This window comes from Allotabrizicola aquatica (SeqCode) (assembly GCF_965194375.1).
GTDB classification, from domain to species: domain Bacteria; phylum Pseudomonadota; class Alphaproteobacteria; order Rhodobacterales; family Rhodobacteraceae; genus Tabrizicola_A; species Tabrizicola_A aquatica.
Map to the genome: position 1 here is coordinate 262,723 of NZ_CBDAEL010000002.1, position 26,588 is coordinate 289,310.

The following is a 26,588-nucleotide window of genomic DNA, read 5'->3' on the forward strand; positions in this document are numbered from 1 at the left end:
CGGGGGCCATCGGCCCCCGCCCCGGTCTGCATGTTTGCCGCCAGCATTGGCACCTTATTCGAACTCCATGATCACTTCGTCGACCTTCAGGCTCGACCCGGCCGCCGCCTTCACAGCGCGCACCACGCCCTTACGCTCGGCCTTCAAGATGTTTTCCATCTTCATCGCCTCAACCGTGGCCAAGGCCTGACCTTCCTGCACCTCGTCGCCCACCTCGACCATGATCTTGGTCACAAGGCCGGGCATCGGGCACAAAAGGAACTTCGACGTATCCGGCGGCAGTTTTTCCAGCATCAGCTTGGCCAAAGCCGCCTGACGCGGGGTGCGGACATGCACCTTCAAATCCGCGCCCCGCAGCCGCAACCGGAACCCGCCCGAGATTTTGCCCACCTTCATCACCAAAGGCGTGCCATCCACCATCACCCGCGCCAAAGGCTGGCCCGGCGTCCAGTCCGAGGTCACCCGCCGCGTGCTGCCATCGGCAAAGCTCACGGTTGATCCACCATGATCGGCGGCGATTTTCACCACATGTTCAACGCCTTGCAGCGTCACAACCCAATCATCGCCCACCCGGCGCTCGTGGTTGTCCATGGTGCCCGACACCTTGGTGCGGCGAATTTCCGCAACCCGGTTCATCGCCGCCGCCGAAGCCGCAACCTGCGCCAGAATGTCACCGCCCAAGGTCGCCCCTTGGAAGCCCTCGGGATACTCCTCGGCGATAAAGGCCGTGGTGATATTGCCCGACTGGAAGCGCGGATGGTCCATCACGGCGCCCACGAAGGGCAGGTTGTGGCCAATGCCCTCCACCTCAAACGTGTCCAAGGCCAGACGCATCTCGTTGATCGCCTCGGCCCGGGTCGGCGCCCAGGTGCACAGCTTGGCGATCATCGGGTCGTAATACATGCTGATCTCGCCGCCCTCATAGACGCCGGTATCATTGCGCACGATCCCGCCCCGCTCGGTCGTCCCCTCAACGGGCGGACGATAGCGGGTCAGACGGCCAATTGAGGGCAGGAAGTTGCGATAGGGGTCTTCCGCATACAAACGGCTTTCCATCGCCCAACCGTTGATCTTCAGATCTTCCTGTTTGAAGGGCAGCGGCTCGCCATTCGCCACGCGGATCATCTGCTCGACCAGATCGACCCCGGTGATCAGCTCGGTCACCGGATGTTCCACCTGCAAACGGGTGTTCATCTCAAGGAAATAGAAATTGCGGTTGCCATCCACGATGAATTCCACCGTACCAGCACTGGTATAGCCAACGGCCTTGGCCAAAGCGCAGGCCTGCTCGCCCATCGCCTTGCGCGTCGCCTCATCCAAGAAGGGCGAGGGCGCCTCTTCAATCACCTTCTGGTTCCGGCGCTGGATCGAGCATTCCCGCTCATGCAGATAAACGCAGTTGCCGTGCTTGTCGGCCAGCACCTGAATTTCGATGTGGCGCGGCTGCGTGACGAATTTCTCAATGAAAATCCGGTCATCGCCAAAGCTTGCCGCCGCCTCGTTCTTCGACGACTGGAAGCCCTCGCGCGCCTCTTGGTCGTTCCACGCAATCCGCATGCCCTTGCCACCGCCCCCGGCGCTGGCCTTGATCATCACCGGATAGCCGATCTGACCCGAGATTTTCACCGCCTCATCAGCATCGGCAATCAGGCCCATATAGCCCGGAACCGTCGACACACCTGCCTCTTGGGCGATCTTCTTGGACGTAATCTTGTCCCCCATCGCCTCAATCGCCGGGCTCGGCGGGCCGACGAACACCACACCCGCCTTTTCCAAGGCGGCGGCAAAGTTCATGTTCTCCGACAAGAACCCATAGCCCGGATGCACCGCCTGCGCGCCAGTCTTGGCAATGGCGTCCATGATCTTGTCGATCACGATATAAGACTGGTTCGCCGGAGCCGGGCCGATATGCACCGCCTCATCGGCCATCGACACATGCAGCGCGTTGCGGTCGGCGTCGGAATAGACCGCAACCGTCTTGATCCCCATCTTGCGGGCCGTTTTGATGACGCGGCAGGCAATTTCGCCCCGGTTGGCGATCAGGATTTTCTGGAACATCGGTCTCTCCCTCAGGTCAGCACGGCCCTTACAGGCCGGAAATGAAAAGGCCACCCACGGGGGATATCCCCATGGATGGCCGGTGTGATGGTGATAACCGCCGTGCGGGCGGTCAGGTTAATTGCAGCTGAGCGTACCACCAAGCATGCATGAGCCAGCACCGAGCCCAGCTCCAATGGCAGTCGCAGCAACCATGTTCTGGTCAGTTGCGTCGCCAATAGCTGCGCCAAGAACGCCCCCGGCAATGCCGCGAGACAAGGGGTCTTGCATACAGCCCGCGAGCGGCGTTGCGATGATAAGAAGAGCGATGAGTTTCCGCATGATGTTGTGCCTCGAAATGGTGTTGTTATGTCACCAGATTCTAACGCGCAGGCCATCGAAACAAAAGGCAAAATCCCGTGACCCCGGGCAGGAGCCCCGGCCCGATGGGCAGAGTTTCGCCCAAACGGCAGGCCCACAGTGCCCCGCGCCAAAAGCGGCCCAACCCCGAAGGGGCTGGGCCAGGTGTTTGGGAAAGGGTCACAGTGGATCACATGGCGGGCCAAATCGGCCGGGCCAAAGGCCAAACCCGCAGGCATGGCCAGACCTTCATCGTGCAGACCCACCCGAGTCGACGCAAACCCTGATTTCGCACAAGCCAAGGCTTGCGCGAAAAACTGCCAGCAACACAAGGGCTTGCGCGGATTCATGCCTATTCGTCCTCGTCCTCATCGTCCCACAGGACGGGGGCGGCATCCGGGGCAAACACCTCGGGGAACGCAGCCTCGGCACGCTTGAGGTCAATGCGCAGCATCGCGTCATACGAGGCGGGGTTGAACGGGTCCTCGGCGGGCACCACTTCGCGGCCAAACAGCCACGACAGCCGCCCAGCATCCAGATTGCCCCGCTCAAACGGCTCTTCGCCAAAGCACGCCCAAAGCGCCGCCATAAAGGCCCGATCGGCCGCGCGATCCGGCGCTTTGCGGTCCTTGAACCGCTCGCGCTTGATGATCTTGGTCGCGCCTTCCTTAACGTTGGCACGACGGATTGTGAACTGGAAATCAGTGCCGGTCAGGCGACTGGGAAAGCCGCGATGCTTCAGCATGGGCGCACCTCAAGTTGTGGGGCGCGCAGGGTGGGAACGGGCGCAGGCCGGTTACCCCGGCACGCCCGTTCCGGATTGTTACGAGCCGTACTTGCCGGTCGGCGCGGGCTCGATTGTGACGGGCATCGGCTCAGGCTCAGGTGCGGGCTGCGCGCAGGCAGCGAGGGTTGCAAGGGCCATAAGGGCAATGAGGGCAGACGTCCGCATGAGAATCTCCAAACAAAAATGGTTTCAAGAGCCTCACCATAGCGCCGCTTCACGCCAAGCACAAACTGCGCAACGCCAGACAGGCGACCGCTTGCCGGGTCGCCAGACAGAAAAAGGGCGGGCCGGGGCGCGATCGCCCCTTTGGCCCGCCCGATTGTCTTAGTTGTACTTGCCGGTGTAGGTCGGCTCGACCGTGACCGGTTCGTCCACATAGACGACGTCTTCTTTGGCATGACCGGCGCAAGCTGCCACGAAGGCAACCATGACCAGCGACAGAATAATCTTAGTGCTCGACATCCTCGACTCCTATGTTCTTGGAGGGCCTCGCAACATGCCGGCCCCCTTCTAGAGGTACAGACCGCTTGGGTTCGGCCTGCATGAACATTAGTCGACAAAGCCAAGAATTGACACGAAGATTCGGAGAATCGCGCCAAATGTGGCAGGACCGCATCACGCCCCGCCACAAAGGCCGCTCTCGCCACAAGATATAGCGACCCCATTAAAACACCTCCCAGATGCAGGCGCCGTTCTCAACCCGGAAGGCCTCGAAATACTGCAGCGCGTCAGGATCGGCCTCGCCAAAGGGCACCGGGCGATCTTCCAGCGAGATGATGATCTGGCTGGCGATCGGCCCTGCATCCGTCACCCGCGACAGGGCAAAATTCTGGCACAGCCACGCGATATCATCGGCGGCGGCCAGAAAATCGACCGATCCCGTCTCGGGGTTGATCTCGGGGGCCAGAAAGCGAAACCGCGTCGCCAGACCTTGCGGGCCCGGCGTGTTCCAGATGGTTTCCACCAGCGTCACAGATTGCCCGGAAGGCAGTTCAATAGCCGCACCGTCGCCGGGAACGGATCGTCCGCCCTGCGCCTGCACCTGCCATGGCTGCCCAGTCTCCCCCACGTCACCAAACCCTTACAGCGGAATATTGTCGTGCTTTTTCCACGGGGTGACCTGCTTTTTGTTGCGCAGGGACGCAAAAGCACGGGCCACACGGCGGCGGGTGGACTGGGGCATGATCACCTCGTCGATAAAGCCCTTTTCTGCCGCCACAAACGGGTTGGCAAAGCGGTCTTCATATTCCTTGGTCAGACGTGCAATCTCCTCAGGCGACTTGCCGCGATGGATTATCTCGGTCGCCCCCTTGGCCCCCATCACCGCCACTTCAGCGGTGGGCCAGGCATAGTTGAAATCCGCCCGCAGGTGCTTGGACGCCATCACAACATAGGCACCGCCATAGGTCTTGCGGGTCAGCACCGTGACCTTCGGCACCGTCGCCTCGCCGTAAGCGAACAAGAGCTTCGCCCCGTGCTTGATAACCCCGCCATATTCCTGCCCCGTGCCGGGCAGGAAGCCGGGCACGTCCACCAGCGTCAGGATCGGAATTTCAAACGCATCGCAGAACCGCACAAACCGCGCGGCCTTGCGGCTTGCGTCAATGTCCAGACAGCCGGCCAACACCATCGGCTGGTTGGCCACAACCCCCACGGTCTGCCCTTCCAAACGGACAAAGCCGGTGATGATATTGGCGGCAAATTCCTTCTGGATCTCAAAGAAATCGCCCTCATCGGCGATCTTCAGGATCAGTTCCTTCATGTCATAGGGCTGGTTCGGATTGTCTGGCACCAAGGTATCAAGGCTCGTCTCAATCCGCGCCGGATCATCAAAGAAGGGCCGGGTCGGCGCCTTTTCGCGGTTGTTCAAGGGCAGGAAGTCAATCAGACGGCGCGCTTCAGCCAGCGCCTCAACATCGTTTTCAAACGCGCCATCGGCCACGCTCGATTTGCGGGTGTGGGTCGAGGCCCCGCCCAGCTCTTCCGCCGTCACCACCTCGTTCGTGACGGTTTTCACCACGTCAGGCCCGGTCACAAACATATAAGAGCTGTCTTTGACCATAAAGATAAAGTCGGTCATCGCGGGCGAATAGACCGCACCACCCGCACAAGGCCCCATGATCAGCGAAATCTGCGGCACCACGCCCGAGGCCATGATGTTGCGCTGGAACACCTCACCATAGGCGGCGAGCGAGGCAACACCCTCCTGAATACGCGCACCACCGGAATCGTTGATCCCGATCACCGGCGCGCCGTTCTGAATGGCCAGATCCATGATCTTGCAGATCTTGGCGCCGTGGGTTTCCGACACCGACCCACCCATCACGGTGAAGTCTTGACTGAACACATAGACCTGACGGCCATTCACCGTGCCCCAGCCGGTCACCACGCCATCCCCGGCGGGCTTCTCCGCCTCCATGCCGAAATCAATGCAGCGATGGGTGACGAACATGTCGAACTCTTCGAACGATCCCTCGTCCAGCAAAAGCTCGATCCGCTCGCGCGCCGTCAGCTTGCCCTTGGCGTGCTGGGCATCCACCCGGCGCTGCCCCCCGCCCTGACGGGCGACGGCACGGCGTTGTTCCAACTGGTCCAGAATGTCTTTCATGGCAGGCCTCCCCAAAATCGCTGGCACCATATCGGCGAGGTCGGGCGGAACAAAGGGCAAATCGGTAAATTTGCATAGCATTGGCAGATCATATTTTGCTAATTGCAAACCTGCAAACTTCCGCGACAGCTTCCGCCTCCGGTGCCGGCCCCAAGCGGGGCCGTATGTCGGGACAGATGCCATACACCCGCCAGACGCAGACCAGACAGAAACCCGACGCCTTTTCCCGCCCTTACGGCCCCCCTATAACGGCCCCAAACCGCCACAGGAGCCGCCATGTCCCTGCCCGTCCCCGTCGTCACAATCGGCCTCTTGCTGGCCTCCAACATCTTCATGACCTTCGCTTGGTATGGTCATCTCAAGTTCAAAACCACCAGCCTTGTGACCGTGATCTTCATCTCATGGGGCATCGCTTTTTTTGAATACACCCTGATGGTGCCCGCCAACCGCATCGGCCACGGCCACTTCTCGGCGGCCGAGTTAAAGACCATTCAAGAAGTCATCACCCTCACAGTTTTCGCCGTGTTTTCCGTGACCTACCTGAAAGAGCCCCTGTCGTGGAACCACCTTGTCGGCTTTGGTTTCATCGCTGCCGGGGCGTTTTTCATCTTCCACAAATGGGCGTGACAAGGCCCCTGACCCCTAGACTCCCCCGCTGCACAGGCGTAGCGCTACCCCATGCGCACCACCGTCAAATTCCTGAACCGCACCACGCCCCCCCATGTCATCACGCTTGTGCTGCTGGCCGGATTGTCGGCGCTGACGATGAACATCTTCCTGCCCTCGCTGCCGGGCATGGCCAAGTGGTTCGAGGTGCCCTACGCCCTGATGCAGCTGTCGGTCGCGCTCTACCTCGCCCTCTCAGCCGCCCTACAGATTGTGATCGGCCCCATCTCTGACCGCTATGGGCGGCGCAAGGTGGTGCTGGGGTCGCTGGTTCTGTTCCTTCTGGCCACCCTCGGCACGCTCTTGGCCCCCAACGCCGAAACCTTCCTCTTCTTCCGCATGGCCCAGGCGGTAATCGCCGCCGGCATGGTCCTCTCCCGCGCCATCGTCCGCGACATGGTGCCCGATGCCGAGGCCGCCTCGATGATCGGCTATGTCACCATGGGGATGAGCCTTGTGCCCATGATCGGCCCGGCGATTGGCGGCTATCTGGATGCCGCCTTTGGTTGGCAGGCCAATTTCGCCCTGCTTTTGCTGGTAGGCTTGGGGGTGACGGCGCTCGTCTGGGCTGATCTCGGCGAAACCGCCACGCTTAAAGACACCAGCTTTGCCGCCCAAGTCCGGCAATACCCGGGCCTTCTCGCCTCGCGCCGGTTCTGGGGCTACTGCATGGCCGCCGCCTTCTCCTCGGGCTGCTTTTTCGCCTATCTCGGCGGCGCGCCCTATGTCGGGACCGAGGTTTTTGCCCTGTCCTCGCAGGAAATCGGCCTGCTCTTCGCGCTGACCGCCATCGGCTATCTGATCGGCAACTTCCTCGCCGGTCGCTATTCGGTGCGGCTGGGGCTGAACCGGATGATCCTTCTGGGCACGCTGACCACCACGGGCGGGCTAACAGTTCTCACCTTGTTAACGCTTGCCGGGTTATCTGGTCCCATCGTCTTCTTTGCCCTCACCGTTCCCATGGGCATCGGCAACGGGCTGGCCCTGCCCAATGCCAATGCGGGCATCCTCTCGGTGCGCCCCGAACTCGCGGGCACCGCCTCGGGTTTGGGTGGCGCGATCATGATCGGCGGCGGCGCGGGCTTGGCCGCACTCGCCGGGTGGCTCTTGGGGCCGGGGTCCAGCGAGATGCCGCTGATCCTGTTGATGCTGATCTCCTCGGTCGGCTCGGTCGCCTCGATCCTGCTGGTGATCCGCCGCGCCCGCGCGCTGGGGCTGGCGACCTGACAGGCCCTTGACGCCTGCGGTTTGCAAAGCCACTTTAGGCTTTGCAAATGGGGGCGCGCATGGCCACACAGAAACTCTATGCCGGGGCCAAGCTGCGCGAATTGCGCAGCCGCCTTGGCCTGACGCAGCGGATCTTTTCCGACAAGCTCGGCGTCTCCCTGCCCTATCTCAACCAGATGGAAAACAACCACCGCCCCGTCTCGGCCTCGGTCGTGCTGGCCTTGGCGCAAGAGTTTGGGCTGGATGTCACCGAACTCACCGTGGGGGAAGGTGAGCGTCTGGTCTCCGACATGCGTGAGGCGCTGGCCGATCCGGTTTTCGCCAAATCCGCCCCACCCTTGGCCGACCTGCGCTTGGCCGCCTCCAACGCCCCTGCCCTTGCCCGCGCCTTCCTTGACCTGCACCGCGCCTACCGCCAAAGCCACGAACGGCTTGCCTCATTGGATGAGGCTTTGGGGCGCGATGATGCCGGTCTGCGCGCCAGCCCTTGGGAAGAAGTCCGTGATTTCTTTCACTATTGCGACAATTACGTCGATGCCATCGACCGGGCCGCCGAACATTTCGCAACCGGCGCAGGCCCCGGAAAAGACGTGCTAATTACCGCCACCGAGGCCCTGCGGAAGCGCGGCCTCGATGTGCAATTTTCCGACACTGGCCCCCTGCGCCAGTTTGACCCCACCGCGCGGCGGCTGGAACTTTCCGCCCGCGCCGCAGCCCCCACCCAGCGCTTCCAGCTTCTCTATCAGGTCGCGCTGCAAACCCAGAATGAGCTTCTCGAGGCCACCCTCGACCTCGCCCGCTTCACCACGCCCGAGGCCCGCGACATCGCCAAGATCGGCCTTGCCAATTACTTTGCCGGCGCGGCCCTGATGCCCTATCGCGCCTTTCTGGAAACCGCCCAGAAAACCCGGCATGATCTGGAACGTCTGGCCGATATCTTCGGCGCCTCCATCGAACAGGTCGCGCACCGGCTTTCCACCCTGCAACGCCCCGGCGCCAAGGGCATCCCCTTCTTCTTCGTCCGCGTTGACCAAGCGGGCACCATCACCAAACGCCATTCCGCCACCCGCCTGCAATTCGCCCGCTTCGGCGGCGCTTGCCCGCTGTGGAACGCCCACCGCGCCTTTGAAACCCCGGGCCATTTCCTGCGCCAACTGGCCGAAACCCCGGACGGCGTGCGCTATCTCTGCCTGTCGCGCGATGTCTCGAAACCTGGCGGGGCCTTTCTTGCCCCGGTGCGCCGCTATGCCATTTCCTTGGGCTGCGAGATCACCCATGCCGCAAGCCTCGTCTACTCCGACGGGTTGGACCTGAAGGGCCGGTTTGAGCCCATCGGCATCTCCTGCCGCATCTGCGAGCGGCACGATTGCCACCAACGCTCGGTCCCCCCGCTGGAGCGGCGGCTGCGCGTCGACCCCGACCGACGCGGCCTCTTACCCTATGATATTGCTGACTAAAAAGGGGGCCAAAAGGCCCCCTGTTCCGGTCAACTTAGGCCCTGATCACTTCAGGTGCTGCCAGATATGATCCTTCAGATGCGTCCGCTTCTTGCGCAGATGCTCCTCATCCTCCTCAGAGATCAGATCAATCCGCTTTTCGGCGCGATGCACCTGCTCATTCACCGCGTCATACTCGGCCACCAGTTTGGCAAAATGGGCATCCGCCCCCTTCAAGGCACTGATCTTGTTGACCTTATCAGGGAACTCAAGGGCAAGCGCGTGCGGCGTATGTGACATGGGTGTCTCCTTCTTCGTGTCAGGCCCCAGTCTAGCGAGGCCTGGCAGAAGAGCTTTGACACGGATCAATCCGCCACGTTTTTCAGCGCTGGCTGGTCTGCCAATTCTGCGACATCACCGGCCCAAGGTTTGACCGTGGCAAACGACGGCCAAGGATATGATCCGACGCCTTTTCACCCGTCATGATCGACGGTCCGTTCAGGTTGCCATTGGTCACCTGCGGGAAGATCGAGCTGTCGGCCACCCGCAGACCTTCAACCCCGATCACACGGCATTCCGGGTCCACCACCGCCAACGGATCATCCGCCGCCCCCATCCGGCAGGTGCCGCAAGGGTGATAAGCGCTTTCGGCATGGTCACGCACAAAGGCGTCCAACTCGGCATCGCTTTGCAGATCAAGGCCGGGCTGGATCGTCGATTTGACATAGGGCGCGATGGCGGGCTGCTCAAAAATCTCGCGCGTCAGGCGAATGACCTTGCGGAAATCCTGCCAATCCCGCGGGTCCGACATATAGTTGAACTGGATTTTCGGCACCGACATCGGGTCGGCCGACCGCAAGGTAACCGCCCCGCGCGACTTGGCGCGCATCGGCCCGGTGTGCACCTGAAACCCATGCCCCCCGGCCACGGCCTGCCCGTCATAACGCACGGCAATCGGCAGGAAGTGATACTGGATGTCGGGATATTCCACGCCCTTATCCGACCGGATAAAGCCACAGGCCTCAAACTGGTTGGACGCGCCAAGGCCCTTCTTGGTCAAAAGCCACTGCGCCCCGATCAGCGCCTTGCCCCAAATGTTCCAGTATTTGTAAAGCGTTATCGGCTGGGCGGCCTGATACTGCATGTAGACCTCAAGATGGTCCTGCAGGTTCGCCCCCACACCGGGGCGGTGCGCCACGACGTCAATCCCGTGATCCTTCAGATGCGCCGCATCGCCAATCCCTGACAACATCAAGAGCTTGGGCGAGTTGATCGCCGAGGCAGCAACGATCACCTCAGCCGTCGCGCGGATCACCTCGATCTTGTCGCCGCGCGCAATCTCAACCCCCACGGCGCGGCCATTTTCAATGACCACCTTGCGGGCAAAGCCGCGCACCAGTTCCACATTCCCCTTGGCCATGGCCGGGCGCAGATAGGCGCTGGCCGCCGACCAGCGCTTGCCCTTCCAGATCGTCGCCTCCATCGCGCCAAAGCCCTCTTGGCGCTGGCCGTTGTAATCGCCGGTCATCTGGTATCCGGCCTGCTCGCCCGCCTGAATAAAGGCGTTGAACAAGGGATTGTTGCGCGGTCCCCGCGTGATGTACAGCGGCCCATCGGTGCCGCGATAGCCCTGCTCGCCCGCCGGACCGGCATCCTCGCCGCCGTGCCAGTTTTCCATGCGCTGAAAATAGGGCAGCACATCGGCATAGGACCAGCCCTGCGCGCCCATGCGCTCCCAGGTGTCATAGTCACGCGCATGGCCGCGCACATAGACCATGCCGTTGATGCTGGAGGAGCCACCAATCACCTTACCACGCGGCGTCACCAACCGCCGCCCGCCCAAATGCGGCTCGGGTTCCGTCGACAGGCCCCAATCATAAAGCGGCATATTCATCGGATAGGACAACGCCGCAGGCATCTGGATGAAGGGGCCGGCATCCGACCCGCCCTGTTCAATCACGATCACCCGCTTGCCGGCCTCGCCCAAACGGTAAGCCATCGTGGACCCCGCCGAGCCCGAGCCGATGATCACATAGTCTGCCTGCATCATTCCCTCCCACCCGCCGGGCGGCCTTGTTTCCATGTTTCTTCGGGTAACCAATGGCTTAGTAAGGTGCCTCAACCGGACCCATGCCGACATAGACACTTTTCACTTGGGTATAGTGGTGCACCGCCGCATGGCCGTTTTCACGGCCCACACCCGACAGTTTCGATCCGCCAAAGGGCGCTTCAACCGGGGTCAGGTTATAGGCGTTGATCCAGCAGGTCCCCGCCTGCAACTGGCCGATGACCCGATGCGCGCGGGTCATGTCAGCGGTGAACACGCCTGCCGCCAGACCGAATTCAGTGTCATTGGCCCGCGCGATCACCTCTTCCTCGGTGTCGAAGTCCAAAACCGCCATCACCGGACCGAACACCTCTTCGCGGGCGATGGTCATGTTGTCGGTAACATCGGCAAAGACGGTGGGCTCGACAAAATAGCCGGTGTTAGGGGCCGCGCGACCGCCACCACAGAACAGCGTCGCGCCCTCGGCCTTGGCGATGTCGATATAGCGCAAGACCTTGTCCAGTTGCACCGCAGACACCAAAGGCCCCATCTGGGTCGCCTCATCCAAGGGTTCGCCCATCTGGATCTTAGCCGCACGTTCGGCCAAGGATTTCAGGAACTTGGCCTTGATGCCCTTTTGCACGAACACCCGCGTGCCGTTTGAACAGACCTGCCCCGCCGAATAGAAATTGCCCAGCATGGCAGCACCCACGGCATCTTCAACCGATGCATCGTCAAAGACCACCAAGGGCGACTTGCCGCCCAATTCCATCGTCACATGGCGGACCCCTGCGGCGGCGGCGGCATAAACCTTTTGCCCCGTCGGCACCGATCCGGTCAGCGACACCTTGGCCACTCGGGCATCGGTCACCAAGGCCCCTCCCACTGCGCCACGCCCCTGCACCACGTTGAACAAACCCGCCGGAAGCCCAGCCTCGACGAAAATCTCGGCCAGTTTCAACGCGCCCAAAGGGGTGACTTCAGAAGGTTTGAACACCATCGCATTGCCCAACGCCAAAGCGGGGGCGGATTTCCAGCAGGCAATCTGGCTGGGATAGTTCCACGCCCCAATGCCCACACAAACCCCCAAAGGCTCGCGAATCGTGTAGACGAAGTCGCGGCCCACAGGGATGGTCTCACCCGTCACCGTCGGGGCCAGCCCCGCAAAATACTCCAACGCATCCGCCCCTGACGGCCAATCGGCCACCAGCGTTTCCTGCAAGGGCTTGCCGGTATCCAGCGTTTCTAGGCGCGCCAATTCGGGGTTGCGGTCGCGAATGATATCCGCCGCACGGCGCAGGATGCGGGCACGTTCGACCGGGCGCATCGCGCCCCATGCGGCTTGGGCGCGGGTCGCGCTGGCCAAGGCGGCCTCGACCACGGCAGGCGTCGCCTCATGGACCACAGCGATCACTTCGCCGGTGGCGGGATAGATCACCTCAATCGGCGCCCCGGCCTTGTCTTCAAGATAGGCCCCATCCACGAAATGGCTGGCTTTGGGCTGCGCGTTCATGCGTCACGTCCTTCAAGTTGGGAATTCAGATAGTCGAGTGCAGTGGCCACCGCCGCTGCGCCATCGGGTGACCCCGATTTCAGAACTTCGCGCAGATAAAGCCCGTCGATCAGAGCGCCCAATCCTTCGGCAATGGGCTCAGCCTTGGCCCCGGCCAAAGGCCGCAACCCAGCGAGGAGGTTCGACCGCAGCCGCTTTTGATACACCGCCAAAAGCCGCTTGGCCTCGGGGACGGTCTGGGCCAAGACCCAAAAGTTCAGCCAAGCCCCCACCGCCTCGCGCCGGAAGTTCGCCGGGCTGAAACTGGCCCACAGAATTGCCTTCAGCCGCGCTTCGGGCCCGGTTGCCAGATGCAGCGCCCCGCGCACCTCGGCCCCGTAGAGCGACAGGATATGGCGCATTGCCGCCAGAAAAATCTCTTCTTTTGAGCCGAAATAGTGGTGCGCCAGCGCGCTCGACATGCCCGCACGCTTGGCAATCTGGCTGACCGTCACATCCAAAGACCCGGCGCGCCCGATTTCAACGATCGTCGCTTTGACGAGCGCCGCCTTTCGGATAGGCTCCATGCCAACTTTGGGCATTTCGGTCTGACTCCAAGATTCTTCTTGCCAAACCGTTAAAGCGTGAAGTTTATTGACTCGTCAATCAACAAAAACAGGGAGCCCCTGATGACCCTCCGCCAGACCGCACGCACCGCCCTTTTGGGCACTGCCGTGACCTTCGCCCTTGCCGGTTCCGCCTTTGCCGAAGGCTGCGACAAGATCATCTTCTCGGATGTTGGCTGGACCGACATCACCGCGACCACCGCCGCCACCAGCCTGATCGCTGAGGCTTTGGGCTATGAGACCGAAACCAAGGTTCTGTCGGTTCCCGTGACCTATACCGGTCTTGCCGAAGGCGATATCGACGTGTTCCTCGGCAACTGGATGCCGACGATGGAAGCTGACATTGCGCCCTACCGCGACGCAGGCACCGTTGAAGTGATCCGCACCAACTTGGAAGGCGCGAAGTACACGCTGGCCACCAACGAGGCAGGCGCTGCACTTGGGATCTCTGACTTCAACAACATCAAGGACCACAAGGACGCGCTGGAAGGCAAGATCTACGGGATCGAGCCGGGCAATGACGGCAACCGTCTGATCTTGGAAATGATCTCGGGCGGGCCGTTCGGTCTGGACGGGTTCGAAGTCGTGGAAAGCTCGGAAGCCGGGATGCTGGCCGAAGTGAAGAACAAGAACGACGCCGGCGAGCCGATCGTCTTCCTCGGCTGGGAACCCCACCCGATGAACGCCAACTTCAAGATGACCTACCTCGCGGGCGGTGACGACGTGTTCGGCCCGAACTTTGGTGGCGCTGTGGTGGATACCAACACCCGCAAAGGCTATGCTGCCGAATGCCCGAACACGGGCAAGCTGTTGCAGAACCTTGTCTTCTCGCTTCAGATGGAGAACGAGATCATGGGCGCGATCCTGAATGATGGCGCTGACCCGCGTGATGCCGCCAAGACCTGGCTTGCCGCCAACGCTGGCACCTGGGAGCCCTGGCTTGATGGCGTGACCACCAAAGACGGCGGCGACGCTAAGGCTGCTGTCGCGGCTGCGCTGCAGTAATCACGGACAGGCCCCCGTCTTGCGTGACGGGGGCCTTTCTCTATCCAACAGGGGGAGGGGGCGCTCATGGAGTGGCTGACCGACAACAAGATCCCGGTCGGAAAGGTGGCAAAGACCATCAATGACTGGATGAGCGACAATCTGGGCGGCCTGTTCGACGCCATTTCGGCGGTGATGGAGGCGCTGATTGACGCGATCCTATGGTGCCTGCAATCGCCCCATCCCCTTGTCATTGTGGCGCTGTTCATGGCGCTGGCTTGGTATCTGCAAAGGTCTTGGAAGGTCTGCCTTGGCGTGCTGGTGGGCTTTTTGTTCATCATCAATCAAGGCTATTGGGAGGAAACCACCGAAAGCCTGACGCTGATCCTGTCGGCCTGCGTGGTCTGCATGGGGCTGGGCGTGCCCATTGGCATTGCCGCCGCCCATCGGCCCCGGCTTTACGCCGCCATGGTGCCGGTCCTTGACCTGATGCAGACGCTGCCGACCTTTGTCTATCTGATCCCCGCCATCGTGTTCTTCGGCCTTGGCATGGTGCCCGGTCTGATTGCTACGGTGATCTTCGTGCTGCCCGCCCCGATCCGCCTGACCTACCTTGGCGTCTCCTCAACCCCCATCGCGCTTTTGGAGGCTGCCACCGCCTTTGGCGCGACCCCAAAGCAGCGGTTGTGGAAGGTGGAACTGCCCTATGCCCTGCCCCAGATCATGGCCGGGCTGAACCAGACCATCATGCTGTCGCTGTCTATGGTCGTGATCGCGGCGCTTGTCGGGGCCAACGGCCTTGGCGTGCCGGTGATCCGGGCGCTGAACTCGGTCAACACAGCACTTGGCTTTGAATCGGGCTTCATCATCGTGGTGGTGGCCATTCTTCTGGATCGGTCTTTGAGGATGAAAACCAAATGAACGCGGTTGAATTCGACAAGGTTTCCATCGTCTTTGGCGACAACCCCGCCGCCGCACTGCCTATGATGGACCAAGGGCTGTCACGTGGCGAGATCCAAGAGAAAACCGGCCAGATCTTGGGCGTGCATGATTGCAGCCTGTCGGTGGGTGAGGGTGAGATCCTTGTTCTGATGGGGCTTTCCGGCTCGGGCAAGTCGACGCTTCTGCGGGGCGTGAACGCCCTGAACCCCGTGGTGCGCGGCGAGGTGCGGGTGCGCGCGGGCGACGAGATGGTGTCGGTGACGCACGCCAACGCCGAAACCTTGCGCGGATTGCGGCTGTCGACGATTGCCATGGTGTTCCAGCAATTCGGGCTTTTGCCGTGGCGCAGTGTGCGCGAGAATGTCGGCCTTGGACTGGAGCTGGCGGGCCAAACGCCCGCTCAGCGCCGCGCCAAGGTGGATCAGCAGTTGGAACTGGTGAACCTCACCCAATGGGCCGAGCGTAAGGTGGGCGAGTTGTCAGGCGGCATGCAGCAGCGCGTGGGCCTTGCCCGCGCCTTTGCCACCGAAGCGCCGATTTTGCTGATGGACGAACCCTTTAGTGCGCTTGACCCGCTGATCCGCGCCAAGCTGCAAGATGAACTTCTGGACCTTCAGACCAAACTGAAACGCACTATCGTTTTCGTCAGTCATGATCTGGACGAGGCCTTCAAGATCGGCAACCGCATTGCCCTGATGGAGGGCGGGCGGCTGGTGCAGGTCGGCACCGCACGCGAAATCATCGCCAACCCGGTCAGCGACTATGTCGCCGAATTTGTCGCCCATATGAACCCCTTGGGCGTTCTGACCGCGCGCGATGTGATGGTGTCGGGGCCGGGCGGCGGCGGTGAGGCCGTGGCGGCCGATACCCCGGTCAAGGTGCTGATGGAGATGCTGAAGGGTGGCGCGGCTGATGTGACCGTAACCGACCACGGTCAGCCGATTGGCAGGGTGCAGGCCACCGACGTTCTGGCGCGGCTGCTGGACCCGCGCGGACAGGCCTGAGGGCCCGCCCGGCGCGTCGCAGTCACAGGCTTACTCGTCCGCCGTTGCCGTTTTGGCCGGTGCCTTCTTCGCTGCGGGCTTTTTCGCCGCTGGCTTTTTGGCCGCTGTTTTTTTGGCTGGGGCCTTTTTCGCCCCCGCAGCCTTGGCTGCGACCTTCTTCGGCGCGGCCTTTTTCTTGCCGCCCGACTTGCCCGCCTTTTCGGCGATCAGCGCCAGTGCTTCGTCCAGCGTCACCGCTTCGGGGGTCAGATCTTTGGGCAAGGTCGCGTTGACCTTCTCCCATTTGACATAAGGCCCAAACTTGCCCGGCATCACCTGCACCGGCCCGCCATCAGGATGGTCGCCCAACACGCGCAAGGGTTCAGCCGCCGCGCCGCGCCCCGGCCCGCGCGCCGCCTTCAGCGCCAGAACCTCAACCGCCCGGTTCATACCGATGGTAAAGACCTCTTCGACCTCGGCAATATTGGCGTAGACCGTCCCATGTTTGACATAGGGGCCAAAGCGGCCAATCGCGGCCTCGATCATCTGGCCATCGTCGGGGTGCGGCCCAATCTGGCGCGGCAGGCTGAGAAGCTCCAACGCGCGTTCCAGCGTCAGGGCGTCAGCCGCCCAGCCCTTGGGCAGGCTGGCCCGGTCCGGTTTGGGCTGCGCCTCGGTCGCCTCACCGCGCTGGACATAGGGGCCAAAGCGGCCCGCACGCAGCGAAATCTCTTTGCCCGCCGCATCTTGCCCCAAAACGCGGCCATCGACGGCACCCTGTTCATCCCCAGTGGAGATCGGGCGCGTATAGCGGCATTCGGGATAATTGCCACAGCCGATAAACGCCCCGCCCGAGCGCGCGGTTTTCAGATGCAACCGCCCCGATCCACAGGTGGGGCAAGACCGCGGATCAGACCCATCGGCGCGCAAAGGGTAAAGATGCGGCGCCAAGAACTCATCGATCTTTTCCAAGACCTCACCGATCCGCAGATCGGCGGTTTCGGCCACCGCGGCCGAGAAATCGCGCCAAAAGCGCGTCAGCACATCCTTGTAATCGCGCTCTCCAGCTGAGACATCGTCCAGCTCGGTTTCCAGATCGGCGGTGAAATCATATTCCACATATTTGTGGAAGTAATTCGACAAAAAGGCCGTCACTAGCCGCCCCTTATCTTCGGGGAAAAGGCGGTTCTTGTCTTTCTTGACATATTCGCGGTCGACGATGGTGGTCAGAACCGAGGCATAGGTCGATGGCCGCCCGATGCCCAATTCCTCCATCCGCTTGACCAAGGTCGCCTCGGTATAGCGCGGCGGGGGTTGGGTGAAATGCTGGTCGGGCTGGACCTTGCGCTTGTCCAGCGCCTCGCCATTGGCCAGTTGCGGCAGACGGGCGTCGTCCTCTTCCTCATCGTCGCGGCCCTCGTCATAGATCTTGAGGAAACCGTCGAACTGCACCACTTGGCCCGTGGCGCGAAAGCCGACCTGCGCGTCGGGCGACAGGATATCGACCGTGGTGCGCTCCATCCGGGCGGCGGCCATTTGGCTGGCCAGCGTGCGCTTCCAGATCAGGTCATACAGGCGGCGCTGATCGGCATCAGCCAGACGCAGGCTTTCGGGATCGGCGGCCATGTCGGTCGGGCGGATACACTCATGCGCCTCTTGGGCGTTCTTGGCCTTGTTCTTATAGATGCGCGGGGCATCCGGCACATAGGCAGCGCCAAAACGCTTGCCAATCTCGGCCCGCGCCGCCGCCACAGCCTCGGGGGCCATGTCGATGCCGTCGGTCCGCATATAGGTGATAAGGCCCGCTTCATAAAGCCGCTGGGCCGCGTTCATCGTCGCCTTGGCGCCAAAGCCAAACTTGCGGCTGGCCTCTTGCTGCAGGGTCGAGGTCATGAAGGGCGCATAGGGGTTGCGGGTGGCGGGCTTCGCCTCAACGCTGTGCACCGAAAACTGGCGCGAGTTGACAGCCTGCACCGCCAATTCGGCGGCGGTGTCGCTGGGCAGGTCGAACCTATCGAGCTTCTTGCCGCCAAGCGTGGTCAGCCGCGCCTCAAACTCTTGGCCACGCGGGGTCTTGAACGTGGCGGCCACGGTCCAAAACTCGCGGGCGCGGAAGGCCTCAATCTCCATCTCGCGCTCGACAATCAACCGCAGGCAAACCGATTGCACCCGACCGGCCGATTTCGCCCCCGGCAGTTTGCGCCACAGAACGGGCGACAGGGTAAAGCCCACCAGATAATCCAGCGCGCGGCGGGCAAGATAAGCCTCAACCAACGGCAGATCGATCTCGCGCGGCTCTTTCATCGCTTTGGTGACGGCATCTTTGGTGATGGCGTTGAAGGTCACGCGCGACACCTTCTTGCCCTTCTTCAACGAACTCGCCAGCGCCTCTTTCAGGTGCCACGAAATCGCCTCACCCTCACGATCAGGGTCGGTGGCCAAAATCAGCGTGTCATCGGTTTTCAGCGCCTCGGCAATGGCGCGGACATGCTTTTTGCTGTCCGCCGCCACTTCCCAGGTCATGTCGAATCCGGCGTCGGGGTTGACCGAACCATCCTTGGCGGGCAGGTCGCGCACATGTCCATAGCTGGCCAAAACCGTATAATCCGGCCCCAAATACTTGTTGATCGTCTTGGCCTTGGCGGGGGATTCGACGACGACGACGGGCATGAGACTGAACTTTCGGCAGGGGCGTGCAGACGGGGCCGCACCATGGGGGCCAAGTGCCGCGCTTGTCAACCGGCGAAGCGGCCAAGGACTTGCGCCTTTCCAAATACTCACTTTGCGCGCTTGAAGCTATGGCGACACGGAGACAGGTTTGGGGGCAATTCGCCGCACACGGCCCTGCCCGCCCCCTGATCGCCCAGCCTCATTCAGCGCGCGACACAAGCCCTCCGGGCGCGCGCAGAATGCGGCCCTCCAGTTCCAAGGATACGAGCGCGGGTGCCAAAAGGGATGGCGGCATCGCCAGATCGCGGATCAGCTGATCCTCGGCCAAAGGGCTTGGTCCCAGCCGCGCCAGAATCTGCCCGTGCAGATCGGCCATCTCGCCCAAGGACCGGCGGGGTGGCACAGGGCCCGGCAAGGCACCCGCCTCAGGCGCAAGCCTGTCCGCCGCGCCCGTCTGTGGCCCCGCGCCCCGCGTCAGGCCCAGCGCCTCGGTCACATCGTCCACATGGCGCACCAATGTGGCCCCATCGCGCAACAGCATATTGCAGCCGGCGGCGCGGGCATCAAAGGGGTGGCCCGGCACCGCCAAGACCTCACGCCCCTGATCCGCGGCATCGCGCGCGGTGATCAGACTGCCCGAGCGTGCTGCCGCTTCGACCACCACGACCGCCCGCGACAGGCCCGAGATGATGCGGTTGCGCAAAGGGAAATGCCGGGTCTGCGGCTGCAATCCGGGGGGGTGTTCGGCCACAAGACAGCCCTTCGCGGCAATCTGCGCGGCCAGATCAGCGTTTTCCTCCGGGTAGATCACATCCACCCCGCCCGCCATCACCGCCACCGTTCCCGTGGCCAGCGCCGCCTCATGCGCCGCCGCATCGATGCCGCGCGCCAAGCCCGAGACCACCACCTGCCCGGCCGCGCCCAGCCCCTCCGCCAGCCGACGCGCCATGCGCAGGCCCAAGGAGGAGGCATTGCGCGCGCCCACCAGCGCCACCATCGGGCGCTGCAACAGGCCCGTGTCGCCCCGCGCCCAAAGCACCGGTGGCGCATCGGCCAAATCCATCAAACCCGCAGGATAGCCCGGCCCACCCCACAGCAAAAGCTGCGCGCCACAGGCCCGCCCCGCCTTGATCTCAGCTTGCACTACGCCCAGTGGGCAAACCTCATACCCCTCAACCCCGGCGGCGCGCGCCAGCTCAGGCAGCGCCTGCAGCGCCGCGCGGGCCGACCCATGCTCGCCCATCAGCCGGTGAAAGGTCACCGCCCCCACCCGGCGTGACCGGATCAACCGCAGCCAATCCGCCGGGTCATCCCGCTCGGCAGCCTGTGTTGCGGTGCTTGCCATGGCCTCCCCCGAGGTGCTGATAAGTTTGACCCAAGCCGCCACGGCCCAGCTTGCCCCAACAGTGCCGCCCAATGGTTAATGTCTGGTGAATCCGCGCTGCACGCCCAGGCTGCGGCCCTGACCCGACCACCCGCCGCACAGTCTGGCCTTATCTTTTCCGATCTGGACTTATAGAAAACCTGGTTCTGCCCATTGAAGCGCGACAAGAAATTTGATCAATTGTCACCTGACAACCCCAGCGCCACAGGGGCGCCAGAAGGAAGACCAGTATGAAAAACGCAGATGTTGCCAAGCGCCGGGATGAGGCGATTTCCCGTGGTGTGGGCATGCAGACCCAGATCTACGTCGACCGTGCGCTCAACTCCGAAGTTTGGGACATCGAGGGCAACCGCTATATCGACTTCGCCGCCGGCATCGCAGTGGTCAACACCGGGCATTGCCACCCCAAGGTGATGGATGCGGTCTCCAAACAGCTGTCGAAGTTCACCCACACCTGCCATCAGGTGCTGCCCTATGAGCATTACATCCGTCTGGCCGAACGTCTGAACGCCGTCGTTCCGGGTGATTTCCCGAAGAAAACCGTCTTCGTGACCACCGGCGCCGAAGCGGTTGAAAACGCGATCAAGGTCGCCCGCATCGCCACGGGCCGCAACGCAGTCATCGCCTTTGGCGGGGCCTTCCACGGCCGGACCTTCATGGGCATGACGCTGACCGGCAAGGTGGAGCCCTATAAGAAGGGCTTTGGCGCCATGATGCCCGACGTGTTCCACGTCCCCTTCCCGCAGGAAGTCCACAATATCTCAACCGCTGATGCCATGGCGGGGCTGACCAAACTGTTCAAGGCTGACATCGATCCGGGCCGCGTCGCCGCCATCATCTTTGAACCCGTGCAGGGCGAAGGCGGCTTCTACCCGGCGCCCAAGGATCTGGTCAAAGCGATCCGCGCGCTCTGTGACGAGCATGGCATCGTCATGATCGCCGACGAGGTGCAAACCGGCTTTGCCCGCACCGGCACCATGTTCTGCATGGAGCAATATGGCGTCGCTGCGGACATCACCACCATGGCCAAAGGTCTGGCAGGCGGCCTGCCCTTGGCCGCGCTGACCGGCAAGGCGTCGATCATGGACGCCGCACATCCGGGCGGGCTTGGCGGCACCTATGGCGGCAACCCGATCGGGATCGCGGCCGCCAATGCGGTGCTGGACGTGATCGAGGAAGAACAGCTCTGCGCCCGCGCCAATGAACTTGGCTCGCGGCTGAAGCAGAAGCTCGAATCGATCCGCTCCACCACGCCCGAGATCAGCGACATTCGTGGCCCTGGCTTCATGGTGGCCGTCGAATTCGCCAACCCGTCGAACCACGAACCCGACGCGGGCTTTACCAACCGGGTGAAAAATGAAGCGCAAAAGCGCGGGCTGATCCTGTTGACCTGCGGCGTCTATGGCAACGTTGTGCGCTTCTTGGCCCCGATCACCATCCCCGACGCCCATTTCGCCGAGGCGATGGAAATCCTCGAAGCCTCGGTCGCCGCGGCGCGCAAGGGCTAAGGCTGAACCACTCCGAGATCGGGCGCGCGGGCTTCCCCCTGCGCGCCCGTTTTCTTTGGCCTTTCATCTTGGCTGAAATACTCCCGCCGGAGGCACCTTTGGCCAGCCTCGGATGCCTCCGGCGGGAGTATTTGGACCAAGATGAAACCAAGGGCAGGGTTTGCAGATTGCGGGTGTTTCGGTCTATGCCGGGCCATGGACGGAATCGTGCTGCAGGATGTGAATGTGGATCTGGGCGGCAAGCGCGTCTTGTCGGACCTGTCTCTGCATCTGACCGAAGCGCGGATTGGCCTTCTGGGGCGCAACGGGTCTGGAAAATCCACCCTTTTGCGGCTGATGGCGGGGCTGATTGCGCCCAGCTCTGGCACAGTTCGGGTGGCGGGGCTTGACCCGGCGCGCGAGCGCAAGGCGATGCTCAGCAAGATCGGCATCTTATTTCAAAACCCCGACCACCAGATCCTGTTTCCCACGGTGATCGAAGAATTGTCTTTTGGCCTGCAGCAGATGGGCCAGTCGCGGGCAGATGCTGAGGCGCAGGTGCGCGCAGCACTCTTGGCCGAAGGCCGCGCCCATTGGGAGAGTGCGCCGACGCATAGGCTGTCGCAGGGGCAGCGTCAGTTTCTATGCCTGCTCGCCGTGCTTTTGATGGCGCCCGCAACCCTGTTGCTGGACGAACCCTATGCCGGCTTGGACCTGCCAACGCAGGCCCGGCTCTCCCGCAGGCTCAATGCGGTGTCACAGCGGGTGGTGACCATCAGCCATGATCCCGCCGCCGTGGCCGGGTGCCAGCGTGTCATCTGGCTGGAGGCCGGTCAGATCCGCGCCGATGGGCCCGCCGCGTCGGTGATTGCCGAGTTCACCGCCGAGATGGCGCGCTTGGGGGCGGCGGATGCTGACACTGACCTCCTCGGTTGAGATCTGGGCGCATCGGCTGCCCGCGGGCGGTAAGCTTTTGGCGCTTGCCGGGGTGACGGTGGGCCTGTTTCAACTCGGAACCCCGCTTGCCCTTGCAGCGGCGACGCTGTCCGTTGGGGCGTTGGTGGCCAGCGGAGGGCGGGTGTTCCTGCGCGAAAGCCTTGCCATGCTGCGCCCGCTTTGGCCCTTTGTTTTGATCGTGGCACTGTGGCACCTCTTCACGGCCGACATTTCGGGCGGTGCGGTGGTGATCTTGCGCATGGCTACGGCCGTGGCGGCTGCAAATTTCGTCACGATGACCACGCGCCTGTCTGACATGCTTGTGGTGATCGAGAGCCTGCTCTCTCCGCTTCGGCATGTCGGGCTAAAGCCCCGCCCCCTCGCTTTGGCCCTTGCCTTGGTCATTCGCTTCATCCCGGTGATGCTCACCCGGATTGAGGCGATCACCCTTGCCTTTCGCGCCCGCAGTCCGCGCCGCGCGGGCTGGCGCATCCTGATGCCCGCCACCTTGGCCGCCCTTGACGATGCCGAGCGCGTGGCAGATGCCTTGCGCGCCCGGGGTGGGGCGGGCTAAAGGGGCGCATCATCGCAAGGACGCCACCATGGAACGCAGCCTGACCCATATCGCCCTGTTTGCCGCGCTGATCGCGGTTTTGGGGCTGGTGCCGAAGATCGACCTTGCCTCTGGCGTGCCGATCACGGCGCAATCCTTGGGCGTGATGCTGTGCGGCACCGTCTTGGGCGCCCGGCGCGGGGCGCTGGCCGTGGGTCTGTTCCTTCTGGTCACGCTCGCCGGTCTGCCCTTGTTGTCCGGTGGGCGCGGGGGCTTGGGCGTCTTGGCCTCGCCCACCGTGGGCTATCTGATCGGCTTTCCGATTGCCGCTTTTGTGGCCGGACTGGTCACAACGCAATTGCGCGCGCCAGTCGGGATCGCGGCCGCGATCGGCGCCGCACTTGGGGGCATTGTGGTGCTGAACGCCCTCGGGATTGTCGGAATGTCGTTGATGCTCGACAAGACCTTGGCCGAGGCCGCGCTTCTGGCCGCGCCCTTCCTGATCGGCGACAGTCTCAAGGCGGTGCTGGCAGGGCTGGTGACCCAAGCCATCGCCAAGGCCCGCCCCGAAGCGCTCTTGTCACGCGCCTGACCGCGCCACCACCAGGGCCGACCCCAAGCCCCCTGCCGCCGCAATCGCGGCAAGGCCAAACCCGTCGCGCAGCCCATGAAAGAGCCGCACCGCAAGGATCGCGCCCGACGCTCCAATCGGGTGCCCCCGCGCCAAGGAACCGCCGCCGATATTGATGATCCCCGTCGGCAGCCCCGCCTCGGTGACACAGGCCATGGCCTGCACGGCATAGGCCTCCATAACCTCGGTCATGCCAAGATCCTCGGGCCGCAGCCCCGCCCGCGCCAAAGCCGCCGCAATGGCGGCCACCGGCACCAGCCCCGGTTCCTCCGGGTTGCCACCCAGAGTAGCGCCGCCCAAGATCCGCAGCCCCTGCCCCGCAGCCAACCGATCTGACACCACCAGCACAAAGGCCGCCGCATCCGCCGCCACCGCGGCCGTGGCGGCCGTGATGCTGCCCGCCACGCGGGGCGCGCGGGATGCCAAAGCTGGGGTCATGGCCCGCGTGAAGGCGTCGCGAGATACCCCGTCGATCTCCACGATCTCGGGCCAATCCGCGACACCCATGGCCTTGGCGTGGCTCCCCACCGCCCAATCTGCCTGCGCCTCGCGGCTGATCCCCAATCGGTCCGCCAAAGCCGCTGCCGCCGCCCCCATCTCGGGGTCGCGGTCCGGCCATGGGGTGAAGGGCGCCTGATCATAAGGCACCGCAACGCCATCCGCCCCCGGCATAGCGCGCAAGGGGCGGCGGGAATAGCTTTCCGCCCCCCCCGCGAGCACCACCTCGGCTGCGCCACTGTCGACCATGGCCTGCGCCAACAGGATCGCATCCAAGCCCCCGGCGCATTGGCGATCAATGGTCAGCCCCGCCACGCGCTCGGGCAAACCGGCCAAGAGTGCTGCCCGCCGCGCCGGATTGCCCCCCGCGCCCAGCGCATTGGCCAAGATCACCTCATCCACCCGCGCCGCCGCGATCCCGGCATCGGCGAGAACGGCCTGCATCACGGGCGCGGCCAGATCCTCGATCCGCAACCGGGCAAAGGCCCCGCCGCGCGGACAGACCGCCGTGCGCCGCGCCGCAAAAATCACCGCCATCCCATCCCCCGTTCCAAGGCGGCAAGGTCGGTCTTGCCCGACGCTAGCATCGGCCAGTCCTCGACCCAATGCACCGCCCGCGGCGCCTTCAGCGAACCGAACGCCGCCCGGCCTGCGGCCAGAACCGCCGCCGTATCGGCTGCCCCCATCAAGACCGCCACCAGATGCACCCCGCGCAGCCCATCCGGGCGGGGCAGAACGGCAGCCCGCGCCATCCCGGGCAGGCCCATCAGAAACGCCTCAATCTCCTCGGGAAAGACGTTTTGATCGGCGACCGTCACCATCCGACCCGCCCTGCCCTGCAGATAGAGAAAACCACCCTCCATCCGGCCCATCTCACCCACCGAGAGCCACCCATCGCGCCACCGCGCGCCACCGGGATCATCACCCGCATAGCCCTGAAAGAGATAGGGGCTGCGCACCCAGATCTCACCCGCCTCCAGCGCGATCTCCACCCCCGGATAGGGCCGCCCCACCGAACCCTCCGGGCAGTCTGGCCCCGAAAGGGTGATGAAACTCGCCTCTGCCGCGCCGTAAAACTCGTGAACCACCGCCCCGGGCGCCATCTCGGCCAAAGCGGCACGCAGCCCGGCATCCAGCTTGGAGCCGCCCACCAAGACCCGGCCCAAGGGCAAAGTCGCGCCGCCCGCCTCGACCATCAGCCGCAGCTGGGCGGGCGTGGCATAGAGCAGCTCAATCCCCCGCGCCGCCAAGGCTGCGCGCTGCCTGTCAGGGCGCAGATCATCCAAAAGATGCACCTCAGCGCCCAAAGACAGGCCCTCTACCGCCCCATAAAGCGCCAGCGAATGCACCAGCCGACCCAAGACCGCCACCCGCACGCCCGGCTCGATGCCAAACAGCCCTGCATTCACCGCAAAAGACGCAGCCCATGACGCGCAAGACCGCACGATCCGACGCGGCTGCCCCGACGATCCCGAGGTCAGCGTCTCAAACGCCCCCACCCCGGCCTGCAACGCCCCCGCACCACCAATCCGAAACGGCCCGCCAAAGGCCCAGGCGAGTGCAAGCGCCGAGGGCCGCTCGTCCAACACGCCCCCCGGCCCCGGCGCAAACTCTACCTGACCGCGCGCATCAAACACCCGCGCCTGCGGATGCATGCGGAACCCGTCTTTCATCTTGGCCAAGATACTCCCGCCGGAGGCCGACATATCCGCCGCGATCCCGGCTCAGGACCGGAGCAGTCCAGCCATCCGCCGCAGCGCCAAAAGATAGCCCTCGGTGCCAAAGCCCGCGATCACACCATCGGCGCGCGACGACACAAAGGAATGATGCCGGAACGCCTCGCGCTTGTGGATATTGCTGATATGCACTTCCAGAACCGGCCCCTCAAAAGCATTGAGCGCATCCAAGATCGCCACCGATGTATGGCTATAGGCCCCGGGGTTGATGATGATCCCCGCCGCATCTTTGCGCGCCTCTTGGATCCAGTCCACCAACTGCCCCTCATGGTTCGATTGGTGGCAGACCACCGCCACGCCCAATTCGGCCGCCAAACGCGCCAGCGCCGCCTCGACATCGGCCAGCGTCTCGCGCCCGTAAATCTCGGGCTGGCGCTGACCCAGAAGGTTCAGGTTCGGGCCATTCAAAACAAGGATCGGCTGGGTCACGGACGGGTTTCCTTTGCAAACTGGCCCAAAGCTTAGCGCATCCCACCCGCCCCGCAAAGCCCCGCTCCT

25 protein-coding genes are annotated in these 26,588 nt (G+C 63.4%); 10 read left to right on the forward strand and 15 right to left on the reverse strand.

What is annotated here, in order from left to right; genetic code table 11:
• Positions 1-54: 54 nt before the first annotated feature.
• From AC72UB_RS04005 to AC72UB_RS04030, 6 genes are all read right to left on the reverse strand, one after another.
• Positions 55-2,058 (reverse strand): acetyl-CoA carboxylase biotin carboxylase subunit, encoded by a 2,004-nt coding sequence (locus tag AC72UB_RS04005; RefSeq protein WP_505188622.1) that lies wholly within the window; start codon positions 2,056-2,058, stop codon positions 55-57.
• A 691-nt stretch (positions 2,059-2,749) separates the two neighbouring features.
• On the reverse strand, positions 2,750-3,142 hold the full coding sequence (locus tag AC72UB_RS04010; protein ID WP_505188623.1) for a hypothetical protein: 393 nt from the start codon (positions 3,140-3,142) through the stop codon (positions 2,750-2,752).
• 78 nt (positions 3,143-3,220) lie between these two features.
• Positions 3,221-3,349: a hypothetical protein gene (locus tag AC72UB_RS04015; protein WP_505188624.1), complete on the reverse strand. Its 129-nt coding sequence runs from the start codon at positions 3,347-3,349 to the stop codon at positions 3,221-3,223.
• A 159-nt stretch (positions 3,350-3,508) separates the two neighbouring features.
• Positions 3,509-3,646 (reverse strand): hypothetical protein, encoded by a 138-nt coding sequence (locus tag AC72UB_RS04020; protein WP_463290194.1) that lies wholly within the window; start codon positions 3,644-3,646, stop codon positions 3,509-3,511.
• A 202-nt stretch (positions 3,647-3,848) separates the two neighbouring features.
• On the reverse strand, positions 3,849-4,253 hold the full coding sequence (locus AC72UB_RS04025; RefSeq protein ID WP_505188625.1) for a DUF6497 family protein: 405 nt from the start codon (positions 4,251-4,253) through the stop codon (positions 3,849-3,851).
• Between the two features lie 12 nt (positions 4,254-4,265).
• Positions 4,266-5,792, reverse strand: a complete 1,527-nt coding sequence (locus tag AC72UB_RS04030; RefSeq protein WP_505188626.1) for an acyl-CoA carboxylase subunit beta — start codon at positions 5,790-5,792, stop codon at positions 4,266-4,268.
• 276 nt (positions 5,793-6,068) lie between these two features.
• On the opposite strand from AC72UB_RS04030, the gene AC72UB_RS04035 reads away from it, so the two are divergent.
• The 3 genes from AC72UB_RS04035 to AC72UB_RS04045 are packed head-to-tail and all read left to right on the forward strand — an operon-like array spanning position 6,069 to position 9,142.
• Entirely contained in the window at positions 6,069-6,419 is a 351-nt protein-coding gene (locus tag AC72UB_RS04035) for a DMT family protein (RefSeq protein ID WP_463290191.1), read from the forward strand.
• A gap of 51 nt (positions 6,420-6,470) precedes the next feature.
• A complete protein-coding gene (locus AC72UB_RS04040; protein WP_505188627.1) occupies positions 6,471-7,685 on the forward strand; it encodes a Bcr/CflA family efflux MFS transporter in 1,215 nt (404 codons plus the stop codon).
• A 59-nt stretch (positions 7,686-7,744) separates the two neighbouring features.
• Complete coding sequence (locus AC72UB_RS04045; RefSeq protein ID WP_463290189.1) at positions 7,745-9,142, forward strand: helix-turn-helix domain-containing protein; 1,398 nt, start codon at positions 7,745-7,747, stop codon at positions 9,140-9,142.
• Positions 9,143-9,187: 45 nt separating this feature from the next.
• On the opposite strand, the gene AC72UB_RS04050 is transcribed toward AC72UB_RS04045, so the two are convergent.
• The 4 genes from AC72UB_RS04050 to betI all read right to left on the reverse strand — a co-directional run bounded on the left by AC72UB_RS04050 (position 9,188) and on the right by betI (position 13,262).
• Positions 9,188-9,421: an HP1242/YdcH family protein gene (locus AC72UB_RS04050; RefSeq protein ID WP_505188628.1), complete on the reverse strand. Its 234-nt coding sequence runs from the start codon at positions 9,419-9,421 to the stop codon at positions 9,188-9,190.
• Between the two features lie 82 nt (positions 9,422-9,503).
• A complete protein-coding gene (gene betA, locus AC72UB_RS04055; RefSeq protein ID WP_505188629.1) occupies positions 9,504-11,168 on the reverse strand; it encodes a choline dehydrogenase in 1,665 nt (554 codons plus the stop codon).
• A 58-nt stretch (positions 11,169-11,226) separates the two neighbouring features.
• On the reverse strand, positions 11,227-12,681 hold the full coding sequence (gene betB, locus AC72UB_RS04060) for a betaine-aldehyde dehydrogenase (protein WP_505188630.1): 1,455 nt from the start codon (positions 12,679-12,681) through the stop codon (positions 11,227-11,229).
• Positions 12,678-13,262, reverse strand: a complete 585-nt coding sequence (gene betI, locus AC72UB_RS04065; RefSeq protein WP_463290185.1) for a transcriptional regulator BetI — start codon at positions 13,260-13,262, stop codon at positions 12,678-12,680. Before betI ends, betB begins: the two co-directional genes overlap by 4 nt.
• Before the next feature lie 87 nt (positions 13,263-13,349).
• Here betI and choX point away from each other — a divergent pair, with 87 nt between their 5' ends.
• From choX to choV, 3 genes are all read left to right on the forward strand, one after another.
• Positions 13,350-14,291 (forward strand): choline ABC transporter substrate-binding protein, encoded by a 942-nt coding sequence (gene choX, locus AC72UB_RS04070; protein ID WP_505188631.1) that lies wholly within the window; start codon positions 13,350-13,352, stop codon positions 14,289-14,291.
• A gap of 66 nt (positions 14,292-14,357) precedes the next feature.
• Complete coding sequence (gene choW / locus AC72UB_RS04075) at positions 14,358-15,191, forward strand: choline ABC transporter permease subunit (RefSeq protein WP_463290183.1); 834 nt, start codon at positions 14,358-14,360, stop codon at positions 15,189-15,191.
• Entirely contained in the window at positions 15,188-16,216 is a 1,029-nt protein-coding gene (gene choV / locus AC72UB_RS04080) for a choline ABC transporter ATP-binding protein (protein ID WP_505188632.1), read from the forward strand. Before choW ends, choV begins: the two co-directional genes overlap by 4 nt.
• A gap of 30 nt (positions 16,217-16,246) precedes the next feature.
• Here choV and topA read toward each other — a convergent pair whose 3' ends face one another.
• Both topA and dprA read right to left on the reverse strand, forming a co-directional pair.
• Positions 16,247-18,865, reverse strand: coding sequence for a type I DNA topoisomerase (gene topA, locus AC72UB_RS04085; RefSeq protein WP_505188633.1), 2,619 nt, complete (start codon positions 18,863-18,865; stop codon positions 16,247-16,249).
• 199 nt (positions 18,866-19,064) lie between these two features.
• On the reverse strand, positions 19,065-20,210 hold the full coding sequence (gene dprA / locus AC72UB_RS04090; RefSeq protein WP_505188634.1) for a DNA-processing protein DprA: 1,146 nt from the start codon (positions 20,208-20,210) through the stop codon (positions 19,065-19,067).
• Positions 20,211-20,479: 269 nt separating this feature from the next.
• Between dprA and AC72UB_RS04095 the strand changes: the two genes are divergently transcribed.
• The 4 genes from AC72UB_RS04095 (at position 20,480) to AC72UB_RS04110 (ending at position 23,817) form a co-directional block, all read left to right on the forward strand.
• Complete coding sequence (locus tag AC72UB_RS04095; protein ID WP_505188635.1) at positions 20,480-21,757, forward strand: 4-aminobutyrate--2-oxoglutarate transaminase; 1,278 nt, start codon at positions 20,480-20,482, stop codon at positions 21,755-21,757.
• Between the two features lie 195 nt (positions 21,758-21,952).
• A complete protein-coding gene (locus AC72UB_RS04100) occupies positions 21,953-22,672 on the forward strand; it encodes an energy-coupling factor ABC transporter ATP-binding protein (protein WP_505188636.1) in 720 nt (239 codons plus the stop codon).
• Entirely contained in the window at positions 22,647-23,246 is a 600-nt protein-coding gene (locus tag AC72UB_RS04105) for an energy-coupling factor transporter transmembrane component T family protein (protein WP_505188637.1), read from the forward strand. The genes AC72UB_RS04100 and AC72UB_RS04105 overlap by 26 nt, the downstream gene beginning before the upstream one ends.
• A 28-nt stretch (positions 23,247-23,274) precedes the next feature.
• Positions 23,275-23,817, forward strand: coding sequence for a biotin transporter BioY (locus AC72UB_RS04110; protein WP_505188638.1), 543 nt, complete (start codon positions 23,275-23,277; stop codon positions 23,815-23,817).
• Here the strand turns inward: AC72UB_RS04110 and AC72UB_RS04115 are convergent.
• From AC72UB_RS04115 to aroQ, 3 genes are read right to left on the reverse strand one after another with little or no spacing between them, the layout of a single operon-like run.
• Positions 23,806-24,891, reverse strand: coding sequence for an acetyl-CoA C-acyltransferase (locus AC72UB_RS04115; RefSeq protein ID WP_505188639.1), 1,086 nt, complete (start codon positions 24,889-24,891; stop codon positions 23,806-23,808). The genes AC72UB_RS04110 and AC72UB_RS04115 overlap by 12 nt on opposite strands.
• Positions 24,882-26,027, reverse strand: coding sequence for an AMP-binding protein (locus AC72UB_RS04120; RefSeq protein ID WP_505188849.1), 1,146 nt, complete (start codon positions 26,025-26,027; stop codon positions 24,882-24,884). Before AC72UB_RS04120 ends, AC72UB_RS04115 begins: the two co-directional genes overlap by 10 nt.
• Positions 26,028-26,078: 51 nt before the next feature.
• The gene (aroQ, locus tag AC72UB_RS04125; protein ID WP_505188640.1) at positions 26,079-26,519 is read right to left on the reverse strand and encodes a type II 3-dehydroquinate dehydratase; all 441 of its coding nucleotides are present in this window, start codon (positions 26,517-26,519) and stop codon (positions 26,079-26,081) included.
• Between the last annotated feature and the right edge of the window lie 69 nt (positions 26,520-26,588).

Coding starts and splice junctions, on each gene's coding strand:
- AC72UB_RS04005 (WP_505188622.1), bottom strand. CDS start 2,058: ATGTTCCAGAAAATCCTGATCGCCAACCGGGGCGAAATTGCCTGCCGC.
- AC72UB_RS04010 (WP_505188623.1), bottom strand. CDS start 3,142: ATGCTGAAGCATCGCGGCTTTCCCAGTCGCCTGACCGGCACTGATTTC.
- AC72UB_RS04015 (WP_505188624.1), bottom strand. CDS start 3,349: ATGCGGACGTCTGCCCTCATTGCCCTTATGGCCCTTGCAACCCTCGCT.
- AC72UB_RS04020 (WP_463290194.1), bottom strand. CDS start 3,646: ATGTCGAGCACTAAGATTATTCTGTCGCTGGTCATGGTTGCCTTCGTG.
- AC72UB_RS04030 (WP_505188626.1), bottom strand. CDS start 5,792: ATGAAAGACATTCTGGACCAGTTGGAACAACGCCGTGCCGTCGCCCGT.
- AC72UB_RS04035 (WP_463290191.1), top strand. CDS start 6,069: ATGTCCCTGCCCGTCCCCGTCGTCACAATCGGCCTCTTGCTGGCCTCC.
- AC72UB_RS04040 (WP_505188627.1), top strand. CDS start 6,471: ATGCGCACCACCGTCAAATTCCTGAACCGCACCACGCCCCCCCATGTC.
- AC72UB_RS04045 (WP_463290189.1), top strand. CDS start 7,745: ATGGCCACACAGAAACTCTATGCCGGGGCCAAGCTGCGCGAATTGCGC.
- AC72UB_RS04050 (WP_505188628.1), bottom strand. CDS start 9,421: ATGTCACATACGCCGCACGCGCTTGCCCTTGAGTTCCCTGATAAGGTC.
- betA (WP_505188629.1), bottom strand. CDS start 11,168: ATGCAGGCAGACTATGTGATCATCGGCTCGGGCTCGGCGGGGTCCACG.
- betB (WP_505188630.1), bottom strand. CDS start 12,681: ATGAACGCGCAGCCCAAAGCCAGCCATTTCGTGGATGGGGCCTATCTT.
- betI (WP_463290185.1), bottom strand. CDS start 13,262: ATGCCCAAAGTTGGCATGGAGCCTATCCGAAAGGCGGCGCTCGTCAAA.
- choX (WP_505188631.1), top strand. CDS start 13,350: ATGACCCTCCGCCAGACCGCACGCACCGCCCTTTTGGGCACTGCCGTG.
- choW (WP_463290183.1), top strand. CDS start 14,358: ATGGAGTGGCTGACCGACAACAAGATCCCGGTCGGAAAGGTGGCAAAG.
- choV (WP_505188632.1), top strand. CDS start 15,188: ATGAACGCGGTTGAATTCGACAAGGTTTCCATCGTCTTTGGCGACAAC.
- topA (WP_505188633.1), bottom strand. CDS start 18,865: ATGCCCGTCGTCGTCGTCGAATCCCCCGCCAAGGCCAAGACGATCAAC.
- dprA (WP_505188634.1), bottom strand. CDS start 20,210: ATGGCAAGCACCGCAACACAGGCTGCCGAGCGGGATGACCCGGCGGAT.
- AC72UB_RS04095 (WP_505188635.1), top strand. CDS start 20,480: ATGAAAAACGCAGATGTTGCCAAGCGCCGGGATGAGGCGATTTCCCGT.
- AC72UB_RS04100 (WP_505188636.1), top strand. CDS start 21,953: ATGGACGGAATCGTGCTGCAGGATGTGAATGTGGATCTGGGCGGCAAG.
- AC72UB_RS04105 (WP_505188637.1), top strand. CDS start 22,647: ATGCTGACACTGACCTCCTCGGTTGAGATCTGGGCGCATCGGCTGCCC.
- AC72UB_RS04110 (WP_505188638.1), top strand. CDS start 23,275: ATGGAACGCAGCCTGACCCATATCGCCCTGTTTGCCGCGCTGATCGCG.
- AC72UB_RS04115 (WP_505188639.1), bottom strand. CDS start 24,891: ATGGCGGTGATTTTTGCGGCGCGGCGCACGGCGGTCTGTCCGCGCGGC.
- AC72UB_RS04120 (WP_505188849.1), bottom strand. CDS start 26,027: ATGAAAGACGGGTTCCGCATGCATCCGCAGGCGCGGGTGTTTGATGCG.